The 17017-nt window shown below is 71.9% G+C and carries 15 protein-coding genes; 6 read left to right on the forward strand and 9 right to left on the reverse strand.

Features of this window, described 5'->3' with window-relative positions; all coding sequences use genetic code 11:
* Positions 1–126: 126 nt before the first annotated feature.
* Complete coding sequence (locus QT196_RS10200; protein WP_168478590.1) at positions 127–852, reverse strand: TetR/AcrR family transcriptional regulator; 726 nt, start codon at positions 850–852, stop codon at positions 127–129.
* A 59-nt stretch (positions 853–911) separates the two neighbouring features.
* Between QT196_RS10200 and QT196_RS10205 the strand changes: the two genes are divergently transcribed.
* The 3 genes from QT196_RS10205 (at position 912) to QT196_RS10215 (ending at position 4005) form a co-directional block, all read left to right on the forward strand.
* Entirely contained in the window at positions 912–2468 is a 1557-nt protein-coding gene (locus tag QT196_RS10205; RefSeq protein WP_290354781.1) for an FAD-dependent oxidoreductase, read from the forward strand.
* A 127-nt stretch (positions 2469–2595) separates the two neighbouring features.
* A complete protein-coding gene (locus QT196_RS10210) occupies positions 2596–3339 on the forward strand; it encodes a maleylpyruvate isomerase family mycothiol-dependent enzyme (protein ID WP_168478592.1) in 744 nt (247 codons plus the stop codon).
* A gap of 9 nt (positions 3340–3348) precedes the next feature.
* The gene (locus tag QT196_RS10215; protein WP_290354782.1) at positions 3349–4005 is read left to right on the forward strand and encodes an MBL fold metallo-hydrolase; all 657 of its coding nucleotides are present in this window, start codon (positions 3349–3351) and stop codon (positions 4003–4005) included.
* Between the two features lie 127 nt (positions 4006–4132).
* Here the strand turns inward: QT196_RS10215 and QT196_RS10220 are convergent, their stop codons facing one another.
* The 4 genes from QT196_RS10220 to uvrB all read right to left on the reverse strand — a co-directional run bounded on the left by QT196_RS10220 (position 4133) and on the right by uvrB (position 10513).
* On the reverse strand, positions 4133–5116 hold the full coding sequence (locus tag QT196_RS10220; protein WP_168478594.1) for a TerC family protein: 984 nt from the start codon (positions 5114–5116) through the stop codon (positions 4133–4135).
* A 215-nt stretch (positions 5117–5331) separates the two neighbouring features.
* A complete protein-coding gene (locus tag QT196_RS10225; protein ID WP_290354783.1) occupies positions 5332–7458 on the reverse strand; it encodes a TerD family protein in 2127 nt (708 codons plus the stop codon).
* Positions 7459–7561: 103 nt separating this feature from the next.
* Positions 7562–8140 carry a TerD family protein gene (locus QT196_RS10230; RefSeq protein ID WP_085928208.1) on the reverse strand — a complete coding sequence of 193 codons (579 nt, stop codon included), beginning with the start codon at positions 8138–8140 and terminating at the stop codon, positions 7562–7564.
* A 240-nt stretch (positions 8141–8380) separates the two neighbouring features.
* The gene (gene uvrB, locus QT196_RS10235) at positions 8381–10513 is read right to left on the reverse strand and encodes an excinuclease ABC subunit UvrB (RefSeq protein WP_168478595.1); all 2133 of its coding nucleotides are present in this window, start codon (positions 10511–10513) and stop codon (positions 8381–8383) included.
* A gap of 674 nt (positions 10514–11187) precedes the next feature.
* Here uvrB and QT196_RS10240 point away from each other — a divergent pair.
* The 3 genes from QT196_RS10240 to QT196_RS10250 all read left to right on the forward strand — a co-directional run bounded on the left by QT196_RS10240 (position 11188) and on the right by QT196_RS10250 (position 13341).
* Positions 11188–12075 (forward strand): glycerophosphodiester phosphodiesterase family protein, encoded by an 888-nt coding sequence (locus QT196_RS10240; protein WP_168478596.1) that lies wholly within the window; start codon positions 11188–11190, stop codon positions 12073–12075.
* Between the two features lie 78 nt (positions 12076–12153).
* Entirely contained in the window at positions 12154–12747 is a 594-nt protein-coding gene (locus QT196_RS10245) for a methylated-DNA--[protein]-cysteine S-methyltransferase (RefSeq protein ID WP_211117328.1), read from the forward strand.
* A gap of 51 nt (positions 12748–12798) precedes the next feature.
* Complete coding sequence (locus QT196_RS10250; protein ID WP_168478597.1) at positions 12799–13341, forward strand: DUF1697 domain-containing protein; 543 nt, start codon at positions 12799–12801, stop codon at positions 13339–13341.
* Between the two features lie 19 nt (positions 13342–13360).
* Here QT196_RS10250 and QT196_RS10255 read toward each other — a convergent pair whose 3' ends face one another.
* The 4 genes from QT196_RS10255 to QT196_RS10270 form a co-directional block, all read right to left on the reverse strand.
* Positions 13361–13822, reverse strand: a complete 462-nt coding sequence (locus QT196_RS10255; protein WP_168478598.1) for a type II toxin-antitoxin system PemK/MazF family toxin — start codon at positions 13820–13822, stop codon at positions 13361–13363.
* Between the two features lie 281 nt (positions 13823–14103).
* A complete protein-coding gene (locus QT196_RS10260; protein ID WP_168478599.1) occupies positions 14104–14742 on the reverse strand; it encodes a uridine kinase in 639 nt (212 codons plus the stop codon).
* A 68-nt stretch (positions 14743–14810) separates the two neighbouring features.
* Positions 14811–15740 (reverse strand): IclR family transcriptional regulator C-terminal domain-containing protein, encoded by a 930-nt coding sequence (locus QT196_RS10265; RefSeq protein ID WP_168478600.1) that lies wholly within the window; start codon positions 15738–15740, stop codon positions 14811–14813.
* A 150-nt stretch (positions 15741–15890) separates the two neighbouring features.
* Positions 15891–16835, reverse strand: a complete 945-nt coding sequence (locus QT196_RS10270; RefSeq protein ID WP_290354784.1) for a zinc-binding dehydrogenase — start codon at positions 16833–16835, stop codon at positions 15891–15893.
* Positions 16836–17017: the final 182 nt, after the last annotated feature.

A 17017-nucleotide genomic window follows, 5' to 3' on the forward strand; every position in this document is an offset into this window, starting at 1 on the left:
CCACACACGAGCTTATAGCACGCGCATTCGATTTACCGGACTCGCAAGTCCTCTTCACCCGAACGTGTGGCGGCCGCACAATCTTCCCGCCCCGCCACACGCCCATACGCTGCGGAAACGCCCCCGTCAAGCAAAGCCCGGCAGTGCCCGCTCCAGCGCATCGAACGTCCGCCGCAGCACCTCCGCCTGCTCAACGGCCACCTCGTCCACCGGGTCACCCCCGAGCTGCCGGGCCGCGGCGTCGACGTATGCCACCCGGATCGCCGCGACGGTCAGCGCCGCGCCCAGCCGCGCCTCCTGACCGGGCCGCTCCGCGTCGCCCCCAGCGGCCTCGGCGAGCAGTGCGGCGAGCGCGCCCTCCATCTCCTCGACCGCCTCCCGCCCCCGCGCCCGCAGCGCCGGGGAGTCCAGCACCGTGCGCCAGAAGTGCCCGAACCCCTCCCCCACCCCGCCCAGCGGATGCCGCTCCGCCAGCAGGGCGAGCACCAGCCGGCGCAGCGCGGCGAGGGGCGACTCCTCAGGGCCGCGCTCCCGGACGGCGCGGAGGATCAGCTCCCGAGCCTCGGGGATCCGGTCGAGGAAGAGGTCCTCCTTGCGCGGGAAGTAATTGAAGACCGTCATCGTCGACACCTCGGCGGCGCGGGCCACCTCGGCGACCGTGACGTGGTCGAAGCCGCGCCTGATGAACAGCAGGGTGGCCTCTCCGGAGATCCGCTGCCGGGTGCGCAGCTTCTTGCGCTCGCGGAGGGTCAGCCGCCCCTCGTCCACCCCGAAACCGGTCTCCGGCTGCCGGCCCCCTGGCCGCTCACTGTCCGCCGCCCGCGCGCCGCCGCGCCGTTCCTCATCCACCATGGGCGGAATTTTAGCCATCTTTGAGCCGCCACAACTTTTTAGTGACTACACTAATTTCCATGACGTATGACGCAGACGTAGTGGTGGCGGGGGGCGGCCCGGTGGGGCTGATGCTCGCCTGCGAACTCGCACTGGCAGAGATATCGGTCGTCGTTCTGGAGCGGCTGACCGAAGTGGACACGACGATCAAGGCGGGGGCGATCAACTCCCCCAGTTCGGAGGCGTTTTACCGGCGCGGGATGCTGCCCGGCCTGGTGGAGGCACAGCGCGCGGCCTTCGAGAAGTTCAGCGCGTTCCTGCGGCAGCGGCAGGACGCCGGGGCCTCGCAGGTGCGGCAGCCGCCGAAGTTCGCCGGGCATTTCGCGGGCATCATGCTGCGCGGCGATCTGCTGGACGAGTCCGACCCCGACTTCGACGGCCACGGGCCCGCCGGCGAGGTCGGCCTCGTACCGCAGGAGGCCCTGGAGAGGGTCCTCGGCGCCCGCGCCGCCGAGTTGGGCGTCGACCTGCGCCGCGGGGTGACCCTGACCGGCTTCGACGCCGGTGACGACGGCGTGCATGTGCACACCTCGGACGGGTCGCTGCGCACCGACTGGCTGGTCGGCTGCGACGGCGGCCGCAGTACGGTCCGCCGCCTCGCCGGCTTCCCGTTCCCCGGCACCGCCCCCGAGCTCACCGGCCGACAGGCCCTGGTGGAGATGACCGGCGCCGACGGGCTGGGGGCGGGCTGGAACTGGACCGAGACCGGGACGTATGTGCACGGGCCGATGCCCGGCCGGATCCTCACCGTGGAATTCGACGGGCCGCCCGCGGACCGCGAAGCCCCCGTCACCGCCGAGGAGTTGGAGGAGTCGCTGCGCAAGGTGTCCGGGGTGCCGGACGTCAGGATCCACAAGGTGCTCTCGGCGACCCGGTTCACGGACAACGCGCGCCAGGTGCCCGACTACCGCTCCGGGCGGGTACTACTGGCCGGTGACGCGGCCCATGTGCACTCCCCGTTCGGCGGCCAGGGGCTGAACCTCGGTATCGGTGACGCGATGAACCTCGGCTGGAAGCTGGCCGCCACGGTACGCGGCCGGGCGCCGGAGGGACTGCTCGACACGTACACCGCCGAACGGCACCCCCTGGGCGCGTGGGTGCTGGGGTGGACCCGGGCCCAAGTGGCCCTGATGCGGCCGGAGTCGCACGCGCGGGCGCTGCGCGGGGTGGTCGCGGAACTGACCGGGACCGTCCACGCCACCACCTTCTTCGCCAAGAAGATCTCCGGGGTCGGACAGCGCTACGACCTGCCCGGCGGTCATCCGCTGACCGGCCGCAGCGCCCCGGACCTGGAACTCTCCGACGGCACCCGGCTCGCCGACCATCTGCACGACGGGCGCGGGCTGTTGCTCGATCTCGCCGATGACGCCGGGGTGCGGGCGGCCGCCGCGGGGTACGGCGGCCGGGTGCGGGTGCGCACCGCGGGCTGCCCCGGGCGGCCCGGCCTGGCCGGACTGCTGGTGCGGCCGGACGGCTGCACCGCCTGGGCGGCGGACTCCGGCGGCCCGGACACCCGGGACGAGCCGACCGCGGCGCTCCGCAGCTGGTTCGGCACACCGGACGGCGCGGTGGCCTGACCCGCGGGGCGGGTGGCGCGGACCAGCCCTCCCGTTCGGCTGATACGCGCTCCCCGCCCCGCCCGCGTACGCCCCGACCGGCGTCGGCCGACTCCCGCAGCCGCCCGGACGGCGCTAGCGTCGCACCATGACCCTCACCCCGTCTGACTTCCCGCACGATGCGGCAGCCGTCCGCGAGGCCACCGACCGGCTCCTGGTCTCGGTGAGCAAGCTCGACGACGCGGCGATCGGCGAGCCGTCGCTGCTCCCCGGCTGGACCCGCGGCCATGTCCTCGCCCATCTGGCGCGCAACGCGGACGCGCTGGGCAACCTCCTCGCCTGGGCGCGTACGGACGTGCGGACACCGATGTACGCCAGTGCCGAGGCGCGCGAACGCGATATCGAGCAGGGCGCGGACCGGCCGCTGGCGGCGCAGCTGGAGGATCTCCGGGAGACCGCCGCGCGGTTCGACGCGGCGATGGAGGCGCTGCCGGAGGCCCGCCGGGCGTTCGAGGTCGAGATGCGCAACGGCGTCGTCGAGCGGGCCGACCGGCTGCCGCTGCGCCGGCTGGCCGAGCTCGAACTGCACCATGTCGACCTCGGCGTCGGCCACACCGTCGACCAGCTGTCCCCCGCGTTCATCGACCGTGAGCTGGACTTCCTGTCCGCGATCAAATTCGCCGGGCACCCGGACCTGCCCCCGCTGGAGCTGCGCGCCGACGACGGCCGCCGGTGGCGCACCGGCCGCACGGCCACCGGGCCGGACGCCGCGGCCGCGCCCCTGGTGGTGACCGGCTCCGCGGCCGACCTGGTCGGCTGGCTCACCGGCCGCGGCGACGACGCCGAACTGGACGGCCACGGCTGCGTACTGCCCGCAGTACCGCCGCTTTAGAGTGGTCCCATGGGCTACAGCGGAGCAGTGAAGGTCGGCGGACCGGCCGACGTGCACGAGCTGACCGACCTGATGATTTCCAAGGTCGCGGTCGGTCCGATGAACAACAACGCCTATGTGCTGCGGTGCCGGGCGACCGATGAGCAACTGCTGATCGACGCGGCCGCCGAGCCGCACACCCTCCTCTCGCTGATCGGCGACAGCGGTATCGCCTCCGTGGTCACCACCCACCGGCACGGAGACCACTGGGGCGCGCTGCGCGAGGTCGTCGACGCGACGGGCGCGCGGACCTACGCGGGGCGGTACGACGCAGAGGGCATTCCCGTCCCCACGAACGTGCCGGTCGAGGACGGCGACACCCTCACCGTAGGCCGGGTCGAACTGACCGCGCGCCACCTGGTCGGGCACACCCCGGGCAGCATCGCGCTCGTCTACGACGACCCGCACGGCGCCCCGCATCTGTTCACCGGGGACTGCCTGTTCCCCGGCGGCGTCGGCAACACCTTCGGCAGCGCCGAGAACTTCGTCCGTCTCATCGACGACGTGGAACACAAGCTCTTCGGCGAACTGCCCGACGAGACCTGGGTGTACCCGGGCCACGGCAACGACACCACGCTCGGCGCGGAACGCCCACAGCTCGCGGAGTGGCGCAAGCGCGGCTGGTAGCACGGAGTGGCGCGGCGGATCACCGTGACGTACTGACGGGTGCCGCCACGTACAAGGCGGCGGCGCCCGGCCCCGCCCCTGGAGGGGGCGGAGACCGGGCGCCGTTTTCCGGGCCTGGGTGCCGGCGTCAGGCGTCTATGTGTTCCTTGGCGGTGGCCTCGGCTGCGGCCTGCTTCTTCGAGGCGCGGAGGCTGGTGATGGTCGTGACGACCAGGACGGCGCAGATCACGCCCAGGGAGACCGGAATGGTGATCTCCGGGACCGGTACGCCGGACTCGTGCAGGGCGTGCAGCACCAGCTTCACGCCGATGAAGCCCAGGATGACCGACAGGCCGTACGAGAGGTGGACCAGCTTCTTGAGCAGTCCGCCGATCAGGAAGTACAGCTGCCGCAGACCCATCAGGGCGAAGGCGTTGGCGGTGAAGACGATGTACGGGTCCTGGGTGAGGCCGAAGATCGCCGGGATGGAGTCCAGGGCGAAGAGGACGTCGGTGGTGCCGATCGCCAGCATGACGATCAGCATCGGCGTCATCAGCCGCTTGCCGTTCTCGACGATGAACAGCTTGGTTCCGTGGTACTTGTCGGTCGACGGGAAGCGCTTCTCGACCAACTTCAGGAAGCGGTTCTCCTCGAACTCCTCGTCCTCCTGGTCGGCACGCGCCTCCTTGATGAGCTTCCAGGCGGTCCAGATGAGGAACGCGCCGAAGAGGTAGAAGATCCAGGAGAAGTTGGCGATGATCGCGGCGCCCGCACCGATGAAGCCGGCCCGCAGCACCAGCGCGATCAGCACACCCACCATCAGCACCCGCTGCTGGTAGATCGTCGGTACCGCGAACTTCGCCATGATCAGCACGAAGACGAAGAGGTTGTCGACGCTCAGGGACTTCTCGGTGATGAATCCGGCGAAGAACTCACCGGCCGGTGCGGTGCCTGCGAACAGCAGCAGCCCGACGCCGAACAGCGCGGCGAGGGCGATCCAGACACCGGTCCAGATTCCGGCCTCCTTGAGGGAGACCTCGTGTGGTTTGCGGCCGCCGATGAAGAAGTCGGCGGCGATCAGGGCACAGAGACCAAGGATGGTCAGCACCCACAGGTTCAGGGAAACGTCCACTGCTCCTCCGGCAGAGTCGTACGGCACTTACAGCGTCGTCGCTGCCGGAGGTCTCTTCCGCCCCGTCCGCCCGAAGGGGGACGGGACCGACGCCCCGGGATCTCGTCACACTCGAATCCGTGATGACGGGTACGTCGTGGTGGGAATACTCCCCTCCGCACCAAGAAGCGTAAAGGAAGACCAATGAATAGTAAAGAAAAAGGTAAAATGGCTGGTCAGGAGGCCCGGCGAGCCGCTGCGAGCCGGCCCAGCACCTGACGCACCACCTGGCTGCCCTGCGGGGCGAGCGGCGGCTCGTACGTCCAGGCATGGCCGACCCAGGGGTCGGCGAGGTGCGCGTCGGGCACCGGAGTGAGACGCAGCAGGGAGCGCCACAGCGGATCCAGGACCGGGCCGTGCTCCCGGCTCTGGGCGCGGTCGGCGACCAGCATCAGATGCACCCCGACCGCCGGCCCCTCGTCGGCCAGATAGCGGAGCCGGGTGAGGGCACGGTCGTCGAAGCCGTGCGGGAAGTCATGCACGATCAGCAACTGCTCGGCGGTGTCGAGGTCCGCCGGCAGCGCGTCCGCGGCGCGATGGCGGACGGCCATCTGGACGAGCTCCACCCGCCGGGTCAGCTCCTCCAGGACCGCCGCCACGCCCTTGGCGCCGGGCAGCGGGTAGGCGGGCAGCGCACCGCTCTCCACCAGCGGCGCCAGCGCGGGCGCGGCAGCCCCGGCCGGGTCGATGACCTGGACCGCGAACTCACCGGCGGGGTGGATGGCGAGCAGCCGGGCGGCGATCGCGACGGCCGACTCCATGGCCAGGCGGCGCGCCTCGGCCCCGTCGGGCGCCCCGTCCGTGAGCGCACCGGGCAGCTCCCGCCGGCCGATGTCCCGCTCGGGGCCGGGGCCGCCGCGGCCGTAGCTGTCGGGTCCGCTGTCGATCCACAGGCCGCGCTCCAGCGGCAGCCGCACCAGCATGGGGATACGCAGGTCCAGGACCTCCGGAAGGTGCAGATCGCCCAGACGCAGCGCCATCGGGCGCTCCAGCGGCACGTGGTAGCCCTGCCATACGGGGTTGTCCCAACGGGCGAAGGCGGGCGGCAGCGCGGGCTCCACGACCTCCGACTCGGCCGTCAGCTGTGCGAGGTCGCGGTCCAGGGCGGCGCGGGCCTGGGTGACGAGGGTGGCGTGCTTGTCGCGGGCGGTGGCGCGCGCGGCGTCACCCGCCGTGCCGAGGCGGGCGCGCGGGTCGGCGAGGGCCCGGTCCAGCTCCTGCTCCAGGCGGGTCTCGGCGAAGTCGGCGGCGCTGCGGTAGGCGGCGACCGAGCGCGCCAGGTCCTCGAACATGCCCCAGACCTGGTTGTAGAGCCGCTCGTCCATGCTCCAGCCGGCGGCGTCACCGGCCACCGGCAGCGGGGAGCCGTCCGGTCCGGTGGGCCCCGTGGCCGAGGGGGGCGGACCGGCCGGGCGCGGGGAAGACGGGGCGGGGGTGCTGCGGCGGCCGGGGTGCCGGTAGTCGATGGGGCCGCCGTCCGCCGGGGTGGGCGGCAGGTCTCCGGCCTTGGAGCCGGCGGCGGACTTCGCTCCTACGCCGGGGCCGGGGCCGGATGGGGCTGCGGAGCCGGGGCGGGAGCCGGATGCGGCTCCGGTCCCCGATACGGCTTCGGCCCCGGAAGGTGTCGGGCCGTCAGCTGCCGTGGTGGGTGCGGGGGACGGCCGGTCCTGGGCGGGCGCGGCGGCCGGGCCAGTGCCGGGGCGTTCGGACCGGCCGGCCGTCATGGGGGCGGGCGCGGGGACCGCACGGGCCTGCCCCCGGCCGACCGCTTCCTCGATCTCCGCGGCCAGCTCCGCCGCCTGTGGCAGCCCCTGGTCCCGCAGCATCGCCGGGAGGCCGTCGGCGTAGCCCTGGCCCACGGCGCGCACCTTCCAGGCGTCCTGCCTGCGGTAGAGCTCCACGGCGACGACGGCGGACTCGGCGCCCAGGCCGGTGATCGTGTAGCGGACGATGCCGGTGCCGTCGAGGCCGGTGACCGTGACGGCGGGTGCGGCGGCGGCGCCGAAGGCGGTCAGCTCGCCGAGCCCGCTGGGCAGCGCCAGCAGCACGCTCACCCGGTGGACGGCGGCGGGCAGCGCGTCGAGATCCACCGCGATGCGGTGCTCGGCGGCCGCCTGGCGGGGAACCTCGATGCCGGTGCGGCGGGGTGCGCCCGGGTGGGCCACCGCCTCGACGCCGGAGAGCCTGCCCTGCTCGTCGCCGAGGGTCACCCCGGCCACGACGGGACCGCCCGCCGCCACCCGGATCTCCACCCGTGTCCGGTCCAGTGGATGGTTCTGCCCCCGGACCAGCTCGGCCGTCATCGTTGTTCCCCCTGGTAGTGATGGCGTTCCCCGGGCCGGACGCCGGGCGCGGGCCCGGAGCGGCGGCGGCGCGGCCCGGTGCGCGCTGCCACGACGGTGGTGGCTACAGGTGCGGCACGATCGCCGGCACAAGGTCCTGGAAGGTGCGGCCGACGCAGGGCTCGCCGATGGCGGTCATCTGCCAGCCGCTGCCCGTGCGGTGCACCTTGGACATGACCTGTGCGGTGTAGTCGCCGCCGCCCGTGAGGGTGTAACGGGCCAGCTCCTGGCCGGTGGACTCGTCCACCAGACGGCAGAAGGCGTCCTGCACCTCGGCGAAGGTCTGGCCGGTGAAGGAGTTGACGGTGAAGACGATCTGGTCGATGTGCACCGGCACCCGCGCCAGGTCGACCAGGATCGCCTCGTCGTCGCCGCCCTGACCCGCGCCGCCGACCAGGTTGTCGCCGGTGTGCCGGACCGCGCCGTCATCGCTGACCAGATGCTGGAAGAAGACGACGTCTATCGGCTTCTTGTCGGCGAACAGCACCGCCGAGGCATCCAGGTCGATCTCGCTGGTCCGCCGCCCGAACAGGCCACGGCGCGGCGCCGAGCGCCACCCCAGCCCCATCCGCACCGCGGTCAGGGCTCCTCCGTCGGACTTCTGCAGGCTGATGCCCTGCCCCTTGGACAAATTGACCGACACGCGCCGTCCCCTCTCTCGTACTGTCCCCGCCCAGCTTTCCGGCGGCCCTTCGACCCTACGCACGGCGGCGGGCGGGGCACGCACAAGGCCCGCGTTTTGTGGCGCTTCTGCAACACACCGGTCCGCTGAGCACACCGCGCCCACGTGCGGCGATACCCGCCCCGGGCCGGTGCGGCCCGCCACCCGGACGGCCGGGACGCGTACGTCCCGGGCCTCCCCCTCGGCGCACGCCTGCGGCCTCTACTTCACGCCGGCCTCCCTCATTTGCCGCAGCTCCTTCTTCAGTTCACCCACCTCGTCGCGCAGCCGGGCGGCGACCTCGAACTGGAGCTCCGCCGCGGCGGCGCGCATCCGCTCCGTCATCTCCTCGATGAGCGCGGCCAGTTCGGCGGCGGGGCGGTCCGTCAGCTCCGCGCCGGCCTTGCCGCCCTTGCCCTTCGCACCCTTGGCGCCGAGCGCCGGGACCGGTGCCTTGCCCTTGGCGTCCTTGCCCTCGGAGCCCTTGCGGTAGCCCGTGCCCAGCAGCTCCTGGGTGTCGATCTCCTCCCGGGCGAGGGTGGCGACGATGTCGCCGATCTTCTTGCGGAGCGGCTGCGGGTCGATGCCGTTCTCCTTGTTGTACGCCAGCTGCTTCTCCCGGCGGCGGTTGGTCTCATCGATGGCCTTCTCCATCGCCCGGGTGACCTTGTCGGCGTACATGTGCACCTGACCGGAGACGTTGCGCGCCGCGCGTCCGATGGTCTGGATGAGCGCCGAACCGGAGCGCAGGAAGCCCTCCTTGTCGGCGTCCAGAATGGCCACCAGGGAGACCTCGGGGAGGTCGAGGCCCTCCCGCAGCAGGTTGATGCCCACCAGGACGTCGTACTCACCCGATCGCAGCTCCCGCAGCAGCTCCACCCGGCGCAGGGTGTCCACGTCGCTGTGCAGATAGCGGACCTGGATGCCGAGCTCGAGGAAGTAGTCCGTGAGGTCCTCGGCCATCTTCTTGGTGAGGGTGGTGACCAGGACGCGCTCGTTCTTGTCCGTACGCGTACGGATCTCGTGCACCAGGTCGTCGATCTGCCCGTCGGTGGGCTTGACCACCACCTCCGGGTCGACCAGGCCGGTCGGGCGGATGATCTGCTCCACGAAGCCGTCGCCCCGGGCGAGCTCGTACGAGCCCGGGGTCGCCGACAGATAGACGGTCTGGCCGATGCGCCCCAGGAACTCTTCCCACTTCAGCGGCCGGTTGTCCAGGGCGGACGGCAGCCGGAAACCGTGCTCGACCAGGGTCCGCTTACGCGAGGCATCGCCCTCGTACATGGCGCCGATCTGCGGGACGGTGACATGCGACTCGTCGATGACCAGGAGGAAGTCGTCCGGGAAGTAGTCGATGAGGGTGTTGGGCGCGGAGCCGGGGTCACGGCCGTCCATGTGCATCGAATAGTTCTCGATGCCCGAGCAGGAGCCGATCTGGCGCATCATCTCGATGTCGTAGGTGGTGCGCATCCGCAGCCGCTGGGCCTCCAGATGCTTGCCCTGCTTCTCCATCGTGGCGAGGCTGTCCGCCAGCTCCGCCTCGATCCCCGCGATGGCCTTCTCCATGCGCTCGGGGCCGGCGATGTAGTGGCTGGCCGGGAAGATGTACAGCTCCCGGTCGTCGCTGATCACCTCGCCGGTGAGCGGGTGCAGGGTGGAGAGCGCCTCGATCTCGTCGCCGAACATCTCGATCCGCACGGCCAGCTCTTCGTAGACCGGGAAGATCTCGATGGTGTCGCCGCGCACCCGGAAGGTGCCACGGGTGAAGGCCACGTCGTTGCGGGTGTACTGGATGTCGACGAAGCGGCGCAGCAGCTGGTCGCGGTCCATCTCGTCGCCGACCTTCAGCGGCACCATCCGGTCGACGTACTCCTGCGGGGTGCCCAGACCGTAGATGCAGGACACCGAGGCGACCACGACGACGTCACGCCGGGTGAGCAGCGAATTCGTCGCGGAGTGGCGCAGCCGTTCGACCTCCTCGTTGATGGAGGAGTCCTTCTCGATGTACGTATCGGACTGCGGGACGTACGCCTCGGGCTGGTAGTAGTCGTAGTAGGAGACGAAGTACTCGACGGCGTTGTTGGGCAGCAGCTCGCGGAATTCGTTGGCGAGCTGGGCCGCGAGGGTCTTGTTGGGCGCCATCACGAGTGTGGGGCGTTGCAGCTTCTCGATCATCCACGCGGTGGTCGCCGACTTGCCGGTGCCGGTCGCACCCAGCAGGACGACATCCTTCTCACCCCCGCGGATGCGCCGCTCCAGCTCGGCGATGGCCGCCGGCTGGTCGCCATTGGGCTGGTAGGGGCTGACGACCTCGAAGGGCGCCACCGTGCGTTCGATCTTTGATACGGGCCGCATGGGATCCACCGTACGACCCGGCACTGACAACCGACGTGGACGACGCTGCGACCTGCGGCTTTACCGCGGGAGCGGCCGGTGCCCGCGGCGGGCGCGGGGCGTTCGGCGGCGGGCGTCGGGTGGTGCGGCGGCCGGGCGACGCGGCGGGACGGCGGTGAGCGCGGGACGGCCGTGCGGGGGGGAGCTGACGCGGCGGCGCGGGGCGGTGAGGTCGCGGTGCCCGGCGGGCCGGGGCCGCAGCGGGATCAGGGCGCACGCGGGACGCCGCGCGGGACGTGCCCTCTGCGTCCCCGGGACTCCCCCTTGTTCCCGGCCGGAAGCAGGTCCGTGAGCGCGTCGCGCCCTCGCCCGGAACCCGCCGCGCCGGTCCGTCCAGCGAGCTGTTCGACCAAAACCGGTCAGAAGCACGAGGGGTGACGCATCATCGGCCAAGATGCGCGGATGCCGCGCCTCCGGCAAGTTGGACGGCGGCGGAGCGTACGTCTGTGGCAGGGCTGATCCGGGCATCCTGCAACTGCGCGCTGCTCCAGAACGGAACACCGGCCACGTCTCGTTCAGGTCCCGGACACCACACGACCGCCTCCCGCTACGGCCCGGCTGCGAGCCTCTGTCCGTCCGACCCGGTTCACGTCACTTCACGTCAGCTCACGTCCACGACGTCACGAGGAGCCCGTATGCGTATTCGCCCCGTCGCCACCGTTGTCTCCGGTGCGCTCATGGGCCTGTCCACGCTCGTCCTCTCCCCGGCCGCCGCCCAGGCCGCGCCGGCCGGACACACACCGCTGACGGTCGCCCACCGCGGCGCCTCGTCCTACGCGCCCGAGAACACCCTCGCCGCGATCGACGCGGCCGACCGGCTCGGAATCGAGTGGGTCGAGAACGACGTACAGCGCACCAAGGACGGCGAGCTGGTCATCCTCCATGACAACTCGCTCGCCCGGACGACGAACGTGGAGCAGGTCTTCCCCGGGCGCTCGCCCTGGAACGTCTCGGACTTCACCCTCGACGAGATCGAGAAGCTGGACGCGGGCAGCTGGTTCGGGCCGAAGTTCCGGGGGGAGCGGGTGCCGACCCTGGAGGACTACATGGACGAGGTCGAGCACAACGACCAGAGCCTCCTGATGGAGCTCAAGTCGCCGGAGCTCTACCCGGGCATCGAGCTCCAGGCCCTCACGGAGCTGCGCCGCGCGGGCTGGCTGGACAAGGGGCATGTGAAGCGCCGTCTGGTCATCCAGAGCTTCAACGCCGACGCCATCAAGACCGTGCACAGCCTCCGGTCGGACATCAAGACGGGCTTCCTCGGCAATCCCTCCGTCGCCGACCTCCCGAAGTTCGCGAAGTACTGCGACCAGATCAATCCCGTCCACACGGCGGTCACCCGGGAGTACGTCGCCGCCGTGCACGGTCTGCGCGGCCCGCACCGCAAGGCGCTGGACCTGTACACCTGGACCGTCGACGACCCGGCGGTAGCGGTGAAGGCGGCCGGTCTGGGCGTCGACGGGATCATCACCAACAAGCCCGACGTGGTGCGGGACGCCCTGGAGAAGCACGACGACGACTGAGCGACCGACGGGACGGGGGGCGGGCGGCGCCGGGCCGTTCCCCGTCGCGTTGTCAGTGGTGCGTCCTACCCTGATCAGGTGACGTATGCAGAGCAGGATTCCGGTCCGGCGACAGCGCCGGACGCGGCACCGGACGCGGCGGCGCGGCGCGACTGGGCCTGGAGACGGCTGACGACCCCCATCGGCCCGCTGCTGCTCGCCGCGACCCGGGAGGGCCTGGTCCAGGTCGTCTTCCATGCCGACGAGCGGACGACCCGCGGTGCGCTGGCCCGTCTGGAGCAGTTCTTCGGCGGACCGCCCCTGGCGGAGATACCGCATCTGACGACGGCCACCGCCGAGCTGACCGCCTACTTCGCCGGAGAGCTGCGGTCCTTCACCGTCCCTCTGGACTGGTCACTGTCCTCCGGCTTCAACGCCCGGGTCCTGCATGCCCTGGCCGACGGCGTCCCCTACGGCAGTGTCGTCGGCTATCAGGACCTCGCCGACCGGGTCGGGGAGCCGGGCGCCGCCCGTGCCGTGGGTGCGGCGATGGGTTCCAATCCGCTGCCGGTCGTCGTCCCCTGCCACCGGGTCGTGGCCAGTGACGGCGGGATCGGCGGCTTCGGCGGCGGTCTGGAAACCAAGCGCCTGCTGCTGGCCCTGGAGGGTGTGCTGCCTGCCCCGCTCTTCTGATCCCGACCGTCGTCCGGCCTCGCCGAGGCCGACTCTCATGAAGGCAGCACCATGTCCCGTCAGATCGCTCTGCTCCGTGGCATCAACGTCGGCGGCCACAACTCCTTCCCCAAGGCGAAGCAGCTGGAGCTGGCCGAGTCGCTGGGCTACGAGGACGTCTCGGTCCTGCTCCAGACCGGCAACATCGTCTTTGCCGACCCCGGTACGCCCCCGGAGGAGACGGCCCGGGTGATCCATGACCGGATCGCCGCCGAGCTCGGTCTGACGGTGCCGGTGATCGTGCGGACCGGTGCCGAGCTGGCCGCCGCCGTCGCCGCGAACCCGTTTCCGCAGGCCGTGCCGGAGCCCAAGAGCCTCCATGTCACGTTCCTGTCGGCGGTGCCGGCCGACACCTCCCGGCTCGACGCGCTCGACCCGGCCGCGTTCACGCCCGATCAGTACCGGCTGATCGGGCGCGAACTGTATCTGTGGTGCCCCGGCGGCATCGGCCGCTCCAAGCTGGCCGACGCGGTGAGCCGCGCACCGCTCGGGGTCACTGCCACCGCCCGTAACTGGAACACCGTCACCAAGCTGCTGGCCCTGGCGGCCGACTGAGCCCCCGCCACCGGCGCCGTCAGCGCCAGCCGTAGCGCTCGCGCAGCCGGTTGCCGACCAGGTTGAAGCGGCCCCGGTCGAGGGCGCAGGCCTCGCGCCGCATCCCGGCCGGGTGCACCCGCAGCACCCGGTCCACGGCGACCCATGAGTCGCGCCCCGCGCGGTCCCACGGGCCGGCCCCTATCGGGACCCACTCCCGGTCGTTGTTGTGGCGCTTGCTGGACAGCTGCACGGCCAGCAGCGTGCCGCCCGCCTCCCGGGCGACGACCAGCACCGGGCGGTCCTTGCCCCGGCCGTCGTTCTCCTCGTAGGGCACCCAGGTCCACACGATCTCGCCGGGGTCCGGGTCGCCGTCCGGGTCCGGCGCATAGGTCATCTTCACGGCGCCGACCGAGCGCGGCCGGGCCTCCACGGTGGCGGTGGGGCCCTGGCTGCCGGGCAGCGCTTCGGGCTCGTCGGATGCAGGGAATGAAGTCGTCACAGGGCCACGCTAACCGCCGTCCCACCAGCGCCGGTCAGCGGTCCGCGCCCGGCGTCTCCGCGGTCGATTGTCAGTGGTCGGCCGTACGGTTTTTACAGCGGGGGACGGCCGTCGGGGCCGCCCCGGGAGGGGGAGAAATATGTCGGGGCAGCGAGGTATCCGGAGAAGCCACAAGAGGACTGCGGCGCCGACGAGTTGATCGGCAGCCCGTCTGAGAGCGGGCGCCCGGCTAAGACGAACGCGCTTACCGGGACGGTCACTTCCGACGACGGGGCGGACGCTCACTCCGGTCCGCTCCAGGCCGGCCGGCGGGGATCGTCGGCCCGTACGACGACATCGGCCGCTTCCTCGGGCCGGGTCTCGGCCTCGTAGCGCGCGAAGGCGGGCAGTGTCCAGCGCTCGGCCTCCGGGGTGCGGCGGCCGAGCGCGGCCGGCGACAGCTTCAGGTGGACCGAGAGATCGAAGGGAAACCAGTGACCGAGCAGCAGGGGACCGTGCAACAGCAGGACGCCGCCGGGCGGCAGCTCCACGTACGCGCTGCGGGTCGCCCGGTCCGCCACCGGATCCCACAGGTCCGGGAGCACCCGCCCGGTGCCGCCCGGCTCCAGCGGCTGGAAGATCTCGCGCCACAGCGCCTGCCGGTCGAACCACTCGTCGTGGTAGGCGTCGGGATCCTCCCGGCCGTATTCGAGCCGCAGCGAGGCGGGGCGCAGAAAGCCGAAGGTGCCGGCCTTGTGCACCGCCCGCCCCCGCAGCCGCAGCGCCTCGGCGAGCCGGGCGGCCAGCTCACCGGGCAAGGCGGCGGGAGCCCCGTCGACGGCCACCCGCAGCCACGGGCTCCCGTCCTTCGCCGGCCTCGCGGCCAGCCGCTCGGCGAGCGCGTCGGTGAGCCGTTCCCAGGTGATCGCTTCGAGCCGCACCCCGCCATTCTGCACGGCCGTCCGGCGCGGGCCGCCTCATGAGGGGGCGGGCGGCCGGGGGCCGCGCGTCAGTCCTGGTCCGCGGACGGACGGGCCGCTCCGTAGCGGCTGAGTTCGGCCGCCGCCTCCTTCGTCGCCTCGATGACGCCGTCGGGGGCCACCGGCATCACGGACTTGAGCTTGAGGAGCAGGACCGCTCCCATGATGGAGCCGTCCCACATGATCGGCGCCGCACAGGAGTTCCAGCCGGCCATGCACTCCTCGTACCCGAGCGCGTAACCGAGGTCGCGCACCTCCGCGAGGGAGTCCAGCAGGGCGGCGTTGTCGCGGAAGACACCGGGTCCTGCCTGGTCGGGTACAGGCTCGCCAAGCACCCGCTGCTGGAGCACCTCCGGCAGGTAGGCGAGGATCGTCCGCCCGGAGGCGCCGGTGCGCAGGGAACGCGTCACGGACAGCACATCGCGTGGCGTCATGCCCAGCTCCGCGAGGTCGGAGTCGCCCACGGCCATGTCGACGCACTGCCGTTGGGCGCCGGAGAACGGGGCCACCATGTAGAGGAACGCCAGCCCGCTGTCGGTGGCCGTCCGCAGTCCACGGAGCACCGTCTGCGAGATCTCGCCGTCGATCCGGTGGTCGAGCGCGGTGAAGGCGAGCTGTGCGGCCGAGGTCCGCAGCCGGTAGAGGCCGCGGTCCACCCGCTCGAAGATGCGCTGGTAGATACCGGATTGAAGGATGCGGTAGACGACGGAGTCGTCCAGGCCGGTGAACTCGGCGATCTCACCGGGCCCGTGAGCGGATCCGCCCAGCTCGGCGAAGGCCGTCTGCACGAGGAAGACCCGCTCGGCATGGCCGGATCCCGATGTCCGGGAGCCCGTGGACGACGTGCCCTTGGGCGCCTGGCGCGTCTTCTTGGAGTGGCCCGCGGTGCGCGGCGCCACGCCGGTGGCGGGCTCGGCGGCCGAGGCCGGCGATCCCGTGGCTGTGGTGCTGTGACCCATCGTGTGCTCTCTCCCCTGGCGGTGATCCGCGCCCGAAGGCGCACGGCATGTGCGGTACGGGCCGCCCCCTTTGCCCGCTGCTCCCGATGGACGGCCCCGGGCGGTGCTCCCGCGCTGTTGGTACCCGTCCGGTCCCCCGGGCCGCCCGTCTTACCGGGTGACGTCGAGCGCCAGCTTCCCGGTCGGCGTGCGGGCGGCCAGCTCGTGGTGCGCCCGTGCCGCCTCCCCGAGCCCGTAGACGGCGCCGGTCAGCGGCTTGAGGGTGCCCTCGGCGACCGCGTCGAACATGGCCCGCATGGACGTCGGCAGCGCCGTACGGTCCGCGTAGAGCTGCGGCAGCCAGAAGCCCGAGACGGTGAGGCTCCGCTCCATCAGCTCCCGGGTGGGCACGCTCGCCAGCTCGCCGCCCGCGAACCCGTACACCGCGAGCCGGCCGCGCGGCGCGACGGCGGCGAGGGTCCGCTCGAAGGTGACGCCACCGGTCATCTCCAGCGCCGCCGCCACGGGACCGCCGGCCGCGTCCAGGATGCGCTCCGTCAGGTCCTCGGCGGTCGAGTCGACCACCGCGTGGGCGCCCAATTCGGCGGCGAGTTTGCGCTTTCCCGGGGAGCCGGCGAGACCGATGACCTTGGCGCCGGCGCGCGCGGCGAGCTGGACGGCCAGCGAACCGACGCCGCCCGCCGCGGCGGGCACCACCACGGTCTCGCCCTCGGTGAGGCGCAGCGAGGTGAACAGCAGATGCCAGGCGCTGTTGCCCTGGAGCGCCAGGGCGACGGCCTGTTCGTCGCTGATGGCGTCGGGGACGTCCCAGGTGACGCGGCGGTGCAGCAGCGTCCGTTCCGCGTATCCGCCGCCGCGGCACAGCCCGACGACGCGCCGTCCGCCGTCGACGGTCCCCACGACCTCGTTGCCGGGTACGTACGGCAGCTCGACGGGCGCGAGATAGGAGTCCCCCCGGGCGTGCACGTCCGCGTAATTGATACCGGCCAGGGTCACGTCGACCAGCGAGTGGCCGCCGCGGGGTGCGGGTTCGGGCATGTCTTCGAGCCGCAGCACGTCCGGGCCGCCGAATTCTCGCATCACAATCGCGCGCACGACTCTCCCTCGGGTTCTCCGGTGCGGTGCCCGCACAGGGTAGGCACGGCGGCCAACTGCCCGCGGTCACCCGATCATTTCGCGCCAACCATGCGGGGCTCCGGACGCCCCCGCTCCTCTTCCCGTGAGGATTTCCCGCCCGCTTTCTCGCGTCGCGAGAAAACGCCACGGCGTTTTCCGCC

This window comes from Streptomyces sp. P9-2B-2 (genome assembly GCF_030406865.1).
Lineage (GTDB): Bacteria > Actinomycetota > Actinomycetes > Streptomycetales > Streptomycetaceae > Streptomyces > Streptomyces platensis.

Bases quoted from the DNA above. Each gene is read 5' to 3' on its own strand.
- QT196_RS10200 (WP_168478590.1), bottom strand. From the start codon at position 852: ATGGTGGATGAGGAACGGCGCGGCGGCGCGCGGGCGGCGGACAGTGAG.
- QT196_RS10205 (WP_290354781.1), top strand. From the start codon at position 912: ATGACGTATGACGCAGACGTAGTGGTGGCGGGGGGCGGCCCGGTGGGG.
- QT196_RS10210 (WP_168478592.1), top strand. From the start codon at position 2,596: ATGACCCTCACCCCGTCTGACTTCCCGCACGATGCGGCAGCCGTCCGC.
- QT196_RS10215 (WP_290354782.1), top strand. From the start codon at position 3,349: ATGGGCTACAGCGGAGCAGTGAAGGTCGGCGGACCGGCCGACGTGCAC.
- QT196_RS10225 (WP_290354783.1), bottom strand. From the start codon at position 7,458: ATGACGGCCGAGCTGGTCCGGGGGCAGAACCATCCACTGGACCGGACA.
- uvrB (WP_168478595.1), bottom strand. From the start codon at position 10,513: ATGCGGCCCGTATCAAAGATCGAACGCACGGTGGCGCCCTTCGAGGTC.
- QT196_RS10240 (WP_168478596.1), top strand. From the start codon at position 11,188: ATGCGTATTCGCCCCGTCGCCACCGTTGTCTCCGGTGCGCTCATGGGC.
- QT196_RS10250 (WP_168478597.1), top strand. From the start codon at position 12,799: ATGTCCCGTCAGATCGCTCTGCTCCGTGGCATCAACGTCGGCGGCCAC.
- QT196_RS10265 (WP_168478600.1), bottom strand. From the start codon at position 15,740: ATGGGTCACAGCACCACAGCCACGGGATCGCCGGCCTCGGCCGCCGAG.